Below are 6,932 nucleotides of genomic sequence, written 5' to 3' on the forward strand. Positions count from 1 at the left end.
GCAGGGCTGGCAAGCGCAGCGCCTAGCCCCGGCGCGGGGTGCGTTTCTGCCGTCACCGGACCACCCCGTACGTCGTGGCTATTCGCGCAGTTCCCCGCGCCCCTGATGGGGCGCAGCCCCTGGCGGGGCCGTCATGAGTTGAGGTTTTGGAATTTTCGGACGGCCAGGGGGAGGAAGACGGCGGTGATGATCAGTGGCCAGACCACTGCCATCAGCAGGGAGTGCTGCTCGATCCAGCTGTCGCCGAGGGGCAGCGGGTTCCCGTAGAGCTCGCGGATGGCGTTGGCCGTGGCCGAGACCGGGTTCCACATGGCGATGGTGCCGAGCCAGTCGGGCATGGCCGAGGGCGGTGTGAACACGCTGGAGACCATGCCGAACGGGAAGGCGACGGCGAAGAGATTCCCCGCGGCCTCCTGGTTGGGGACCCGCAGCCCGAGCCAGACGCCGATCCAGATGAGCGCGAACCGGAGCAGCAGCAACAGGGCGAAGGCGGTCAGTGTCGCGAGCGCCCCGCCGTCCGAGCGCCAGCCCACGACGAGCGCGATCGCGGCGAGGACGAGCAGGTCGAGCGCCGCGTGCAGGACGTCGGAGACGCCGCGTCCGGTGACGACGGCCGAGGGCGCCATGGGCATGGAACGGAAGCGGTCGGTGACCCCGCGCTCCTTGTCGATGACGACGGCCATCGCGGTGTTCATGAACCCGAAGGCCATGGTCATCGCGAACATGCCGGGCATCGCGAAGTCCTTGTAGTCGACGCCGGGGCCGACCTCCATCGCGCTGCCGAACACGAAGACGAACAGCAGCACGGACACGATCGGGAAGCCGAGCTGCCAGGCGATCAGCGAGGGCTGCTTCACCAGGTGCCCGAGATCCCGCCGGACGATCGTCCAGCAGTCCACGACGGCCCAGTACAGGCGCCGTTCGGGTACGTCGACGGGCGGTGCGGTGGCGGGTGCGCTCACGCCGTGACCCCTTCCTTCTCCTTGTCGTCCCCGGTCTTTGCCGCCGGGCCGGGCTGGTCGGTCTGGTGGCCGGTGAGGGTGAGGAAGACCTCGTCGAGGGTGGGGCGGCGCAGGCCGATGTCCTCGACGGCGATGCCCTCGTCCTGGACGCGGCGGGCGACGTCCGTCAGCGCGGCGACCTGTTCGCCGACGGACACCGGTGCGTGGACGCGGAGTTCGCCCTCGCTGATCTCGGGCTCGGCGCCGTCCGCCGCGACCCGGGCGACCGCGGCCGCCACGGCAGGCAGGTCGGCGGCCTCGCCCACGACGACCTCCAGGCGGTCCCCGCCGATGGCCCGCTTCAGGCCGGCGGGGGTGTCCTCCGTGACGTTCCGGCCCTGGTCGATGACGGCGATCCGGTCGGACAGCTTGTCGGCCTCGTCCAGATAGTGGGTCGTCAGCAGGACCGTGGTACCGCCGGCGGCCAGCTCCCGTACGGATTCCCAGACTTCGCTGCGGCCCCTCGGGTCCAGCCCGGTGGTGGGCTCGTCGAGGAACAGCACCTCGGGCGCGAGGATCATGCTGGAGGCGAGGTCGAGCCGGCGCCGCATGCCGCCGCTGAAGTTCTTCGGCTGCCGGTCGGCGGCCTCGGACAGCCGGAACCGCTCCAGCAGTTCGGCGGCGCGCTCGCGGGCGCGGGAGCGCCCGAGATGGAACAGCCGGCCGAACATCTCCAGGTTCTGCCGGGCGGTGAGGATCTCGTCGACGGCGGCGTGCTGGCCCGTGAGCCCGATGCGGCGGCGGACGGCGCGCGGCTCGCGCCGTACGTCGTGCCCCGCGACGCGGGCGCTGCCGCCGTCCGGCCGCACCAGCGTCGTCAGGATGCGGACGGCCGTGGTCTTGCCCGCGCCGTTCGGCCCGAGCAGGCCCAGGACGGTGCCGCGCGGGACGGCGAGATCCAGGCCGTCGAGCGCCGGCTTCCCGCCGTACGTCTTGCGCAGGTCCTCGACGAGGACCGAAGGCTCCGGGCCTGCCGGGTGCGCGGTGCTGGCGGCGGCTGTGGGCGGCATGCGCGGTTCCCCCTCCGGGTCGGTGTGGATCGGGCCTGGCACGGCGGGTGTCACAGGAGCGAAAACCGGGTACGCCGTACTCACAAACAACAGAGTACGGCCTACGCAGTTTCGCGCAAGCGGTTTTAGGATGGCGGCACGATGACCAGCGAACAGGGCGTGACCACGGAACACAGCGGGAGCGGCAGCCTCGCCCGCAGCCTTGAGCTGCTCTGGGGCGAGGAGGGCACCCCCAGCCGCGGGCCGCGGCGCGGGCTCACCCGGGAGCAGATCGTCACCACGGCGGTCGCACTCGCGAACCGGGACGGCATCGGCGCGCTCTCCATGCGGAACGTCGCCGCCGAGCTCGGCGTCGGCACGATGACGCTGTACCGCTACATACCGGGCAAGGGCGAGTTGCTCGACCTGATGATCGACCACGTCAACCGCGTCGACGAGGGCCCGCTCGGTGGCCCGGACGCGGGCTGGCGCGCGGCGCTGGAGCGGCTCGCGATGATCAACTGGGAGCTGTACACGGGCAATCCGTGGCTGCTCCAGGTCAACCAGGTGCGGCCGGTTCTCGGGCCCAACTCGCTGGCCGGGCTGGACACCTCGCTGGCGCCGCTGGACGGCCTCGACCTGACGGGTCAGGAGCGGATCGCGGTGCTGCTCACGATGGACAACTATGTGGTGGGCGCGGCGCGTTCGTACGTCCTGGAGCGGCAGGCGGTGCGGGATTCGGGGACCTCGGACGAGGAGTTCTGGGGGGCGCAGGAGCCGTATCTGGTGCAGGCGATGGAGTCCGGGGTGTATCCGCGGGTGCGGGATCTGCCGGAGGACACGTTTTCGCTCTCCACGGAGGAGAGTTTCCGGTTCGGGCTGTCGCGGCTGCTGGACGGCTTCGCCGTCTTCTTCTCGCCGCGGTCGGGCGGCTGACGCGGGGCGCGGCGCCGTTGTGGCGCGGGGTTTGCGCAGTTCCCCGCGCCCCCTTTTTACGGGCTCGCCCCGCTGGTCCGGGTGCGGCGCCGTCGTGGCTCGGGGTTTGCGCCGTTCCCCGCGCCCCTTTTTCGCGCAGTTCCCCGCGCCCCTCATCGCGGGCCCACCCCGCTTGTCCGGGTGCCGCGCCGTCGTGGCTTGGGTCTTCGCGCAGTTCCCCGCGCCCCTTATTCGCAGGCTCACCCCGCTTGGGAGAACTGCGCCGAGGCGCAGGGCTGGCAAGCGCAGCGCCCGCCACGGCGCGGGGTGCGCAACCGGCGTCACCGGCCCGCCCCGTCGCCGCGGGCTGAGCGCGCAGTTCCCCGCGCCCCTGGCGGGGCGATCCTTAGCGCCGCCGCCGCAGCAGTCCCCGCAGCAGCATCCACGCGCCGATCGCGATCGCGAACGTGACGCCGCCGATGGCAACTTCGTTGCGGTCGCCGGAGCCGGTGTCCTGGTTGTCGGAGCCGCGGTCCCGCTCGGGAGCCGGTCGGGCCGCGTTCTCCGGCAGGAGTGTGCCGTCGAGTTCGACGGGGTCGACGGTGCTGTGCCGGCCCTCGGAGCCGAACATCAGCGTGCGGCCGTCGGGGGTGAACGTGACGGACTCGCCCTGGCGTTGCATGGGGACGGGCACCATGTCGTCGATCGGGTCCGGCTTTCCGTCGCGCCAGACGTACATCTCGCCGCCGAAGTAGCTGCGCAGCATCAGCCGTGTCCCGTCGGGCGAGAAGGCGCCGTCGGTGGCCCAGATCTCGGTGTCGGCGATCCGCCGGAAGGTGTTGACGCCGGACGGGGAGAGTTCCTCGGGGCCCGCGTAGATCCCGCCGCGCTCCTTGTTGTTCTTGCTGGCGATGTAGACCCGGCCGGTCTTGGGGTGCACCATCAGCGACTCCGCGTCGCGCGGGCCGTCCTCGTAACGCACGGTGTAGCGGGTCGGGGTGACCGTCACGTCGCGTAGCTGCTTCGGTTCGGGGAAGCGGTAGATCCACACCTCGGGCCAGGTGCCGCCCAGGTTGTCGCCGATGTCGGCGACGTACACGTCGCCGTCGGGGCCGACGGCGATCGCCTCGACGTCCCGCGGGTCGATGCCCTGGAGCGTGACGGTGGCGACCGTGCGGCCCGTCCGCCCGTCGACGGCGTAGACGCGCGGGCCGTCGTCGCTGTCGTTGTGCGTCCAGTAGACGTGCTCGTGCGCGCGGCTCGCGGCGAGGCCGCTGGACTCGTCGATCCGCTTGTCCCGCAGCGTGAACGCCTCGGGCCCGTCGCCCTCCTGGCCGTCCGCCGCGGCCACCCCGGACGCCGGACCGACCAGCGCGCACACCAGCGCAGCCGCGACGGCGGCGCCGCTTCTCACCCGCCCCAACTCAGACATGCGCTCAAGTGTCCAGCATCACGGTGCGTATCCACCCCCGGATCGGCCAGGATGATCAGGTGCGCATCCTGTTCGTCGGCGACTCCATCACCATCGGCAGCGCGGGCGACTTCACATGGCGGTACCGCCTGTGGCAGCACCTGCGCCGGACCCGGCACGCCCCGTTCCGGATCACCGGCCCGCGCACCCTGCTGCACGAGGACTCCGCCGCGTACGCCGACCCGGCCTTCCCCGAGGACGCGCGCGGCCATCTCGCCGGGTGGGGCGAGGGCTGGCTGCACATGGCGCCCCTGATCGGCGACACCGTGCGCGCCCACCGCGCCGACACCCTGCTCGTCGCGCTCGGCCTGATCGACCTCGGCTTCTACACCAACGCCGAGCAGACCGCCGCCAACGTGCACCGCTTCCTCGACGAGGCCCGCGCCGCCGCGCCGCACCTCCGCGTCGCGATCCTGCCGATACTCCCCAACATCCGTCAGCAGCAGAACCCGGAATTCGCCGAGGAGTGCGCGTACTTCAACCAGCTGCTGGCCAAGGCCGTCGCCGACCGGCCCACCCCCGCGTCCCCGCTGCTGCTCGCCACCCCGCCCGAGGACTGGGACGTCGCCCGCGACACCCACGACGGAACGCACCCCTCCGCCTCGGGTGAGCACCGGATAGCGGCCGCCTTCGCCACGGCCCTGCACCAGGGCTGGGAGATCGGCGGCCCGTACCGTCCCGTCGAGGCGCCTCACAAGTACAACTGCCTCTTGCAGCCCGCGCAGTAGAGCTTCCCGTCCCGCCACCGCACGGTCCGCTCGTGCCGGCAGGTCCGCGCCGGTTCGGGCCGCCGGGGGCGTTCGGCCGGACGCGTCCGCTCAGTCACGGCGCCTCCCCGCACGCCCGAGCCACCGCCGCCACCTGCCCGTCCGCCGGTGACGGCCGCGGACGGGCGCGGGCTCGCGGCGCTCCTCCGCGGGGCGGCCGCGGTACGGCGGGACGCTGAAGTTGACGGCGCCCGCCACGTCCCCGCGCGCCGGGACGTAGTCCGCGCCGCGGTCCCGCTCCTGGAGCCGCACCATACGGTCGAGTTCGGCGAGGCAGGGGGCGCAGGCGTACACCGGCCCGGCGCCGCCGGGCGTGCGCGCCGGGCCGATCCACAGCACGCGGACGGCGGCGCGGCGGCAGTACAGCATGCAGGCGCCCGTCGCCCACGCGTTGCCATCGCCCGCCTGCGCGGGCTGCGGCCGTACGTCGCGCCAGGTCCGGAAGGTGACGGAGGGCGCGAACCCGCTCGGCGCGAGGACGTACGGGACGGTCACCGCCCCTCCCCCACCGGCTCCACGACGCGCACCTGCTCCGGACTGGCCGCCCACTCCCGCCCGCCGCCCACGGGCCGGATGAACGCGACGCTCACCTCCCGCCGCGTCACCGGGTCCCGCCATAACCCCGAGAACATCAACGTCCCCACCCGGCCCGTCACTTCGTCCCGCACCCACGGCACATCCCCGCCATCGGACATGGCCCGACCTCCCAGCCAGAGCAATTCTCACGTTCGGTGACGAGAACAACACAACTCGCCTTACGATGACTCGCGTTGAAGGGATTCCTTCCGGGCAGGGCGCCACCCTTCCCCTGCCTCTGCCAACCGTTTGGGCAGGTGAACGATGCGGAAAGGCCAACACCGCACCCCAAAGTTGAAGAAGCCTCCAGAGGCGGAAACCCTCGGGGACGACATGCGCCGCGTGCGTGAAGCACGAGGGATGTCAGGGGAGGCATTGGGACGCGCGGCCGGATACAGCAAGAGCTACGTCAGCAAGGTCGAGTCCGGCGCTGTGACTCCCTCACTCAAGTACGCCCAGGGATGTGACAAGGCTTTCGGGACAGGGGACTTGTTCACCCGGCAACTGAAGCGGCTCATACACGGCGACCACCCGGCCTGGTTCGCCGCCTATGTGGATGCGGAGCACGAGGCCGACACGATCCGGGACTTCTCCGCCGTCCTGGTGATGGGGCTGTTGCAGACCGAGGACTATGCGCGTGCCGTATTCCGCAGCGCATGGGTGCCGTACTCGGACGAGGAGGTGGAGGCCAACGTCGCAAGTCGGCTGAAGCGACGGGAAATCCTGGACTCGGCGGACCCACCCCGCCTGTGGGTAGTGCTGCACGAAGCCTGCCTCTGGGCCCAGGTCGGCTCACCCCGGGTCATGGCTGACCAGCTGGCGCACCTGATCAACGCGGTGGGCGAACACCCGACGCTGACGGTGCAGGTGCTCCCCAACACTGCTGCGGCAGTCACCATCAGCACACCATTCACGCTCCTGGAGGCAGCGGAACACGGTCCGGTGGTCTACGCCGAGGGGCCACAAGGAGGCCGCCCGTATGACACAACTGCCGTTATTGACAACGCCGTTGCTTGTTTCGATCAGTTGCGAGCGTGCTCGCTCAGCCCACAAGATTCACTGGAGTATCTCGGCAAGGTGAGGAATGAGTATGCCCGCAACGCAGTGGATCAAGTCCACCTACAGCGATTCGCAAGCAGGCCAGTGCGTCGAGTGGGCCCCGGAGCACGCGTCCGGCAGCAACGTCGTCCCCGTCCGGGACAGTAAGGACACC

The 6,932-nt window shown here is 71.3% G+C and carries 7 protein-coding genes and 1 pseudogene; 4 read left to right on the forward strand and 4 right to left on the reverse strand.

What is annotated here, in order from left to right; all coding sequences use genetic code 11:
* Positions 1 to 131: 131 nt before the first annotated feature.
* Together HCC30_RS27320 and HCC30_RS27325 are read right to left on the reverse strand one after the other, a co-directional pair.
* On the reverse strand, positions 132 to 962 hold the full coding sequence (locus tag HCC30_RS27320) for an ABC transporter permease (protein ID WP_169445588.1): 831 nt from the start codon (positions 960 to 962) through the stop codon (positions 132 to 134).
* Complete coding sequence (locus tag HCC30_RS27325) at positions 959 to 2,011, reverse strand: ATP-binding cassette domain-containing protein (RefSeq protein ID WP_169445589.1); 1,053 nt, start codon at positions 2,009 to 2,011, stop codon at positions 959 to 961. The genes HCC30_RS27320 and HCC30_RS27325 overlap by 4 nt, the downstream gene beginning before the upstream one ends.
* Before the next feature lie 141 nt (positions 2,012 to 2,152).
* Here HCC30_RS27325 and HCC30_RS27330 point away from each other — a divergent pair, with 141 nt between their 5' ends.
* On the forward strand, positions 2,153 to 2,926 hold the full coding sequence (locus HCC30_RS27330; RefSeq protein ID WP_169445590.1) for a TetR/AcrR family transcriptional regulator: 774 nt from the start codon (positions 2,153 to 2,155) through the stop codon (positions 2,924 to 2,926).
* A 385-nt stretch (positions 2,927 to 3,311) separates the two neighbouring features.
* Here HCC30_RS27330 and HCC30_RS27335 read toward each other — a convergent pair whose 3' ends face one another.
* A complete protein-coding gene (locus HCC30_RS27335) occupies positions 3,312 to 4,337 on the reverse strand; it encodes a hypothetical protein (protein ID WP_206324391.1) in 1,026 nt (341 codons plus the stop codon).
* Positions 4,338 to 4,396: 59 nt separating this feature from the next.
* Between HCC30_RS27335 and HCC30_RS27340 the strand changes: the two genes are divergently transcribed.
* Entirely contained in the window at positions 4,397 to 5,104 is a 708-nt protein-coding gene (locus HCC30_RS27340) for a GDSL-type esterase/lipase family protein (protein ID WP_169445598.1), read from the forward strand.
* Between the two features lie 90 nt (positions 5,105 to 5,194).
* Here HCC30_RS27340 and HCC30_RS27345 read toward each other — a convergent pair whose 3' ends face one another.
* Entirely contained in the window at positions 5,195 to 5,638 is a 444-nt protein-coding gene (locus HCC30_RS27345; RefSeq protein ID WP_169445544.1) for a hypothetical protein, read from the reverse strand.
* A 414-nt stretch (positions 5,639 to 6,052) separates the two neighbouring features.
* On the opposite strand from HCC30_RS27345, the pseudogene HCC30_RS27350 reads away from it, so the two are divergent.
* A pseudogene (locus HCC30_RS27350) lies at positions 6,053 to 6,778 on the forward strand (helix-turn-helix transcriptional regulator); the annotation flags it as partial.
* Between the two features lie 25 nt (positions 6,779 to 6,803).
* Positions 6,804 to 6,932, forward strand: a 129-nt coding sequence (locus HCC30_RS28905; protein ID WP_240979946.1) for a DUF397 domain-containing protein, incomplete at its 3' end; no start/stop codon positions are given.

The organism is Streptomyces sp. HNM0574 (assembly GCF_012726235.1).
Classification (GTDB): domain Bacteria; phylum Actinomycetota; class Actinomycetes; order Streptomycetales; family Streptomycetaceae; genus Streptomyces.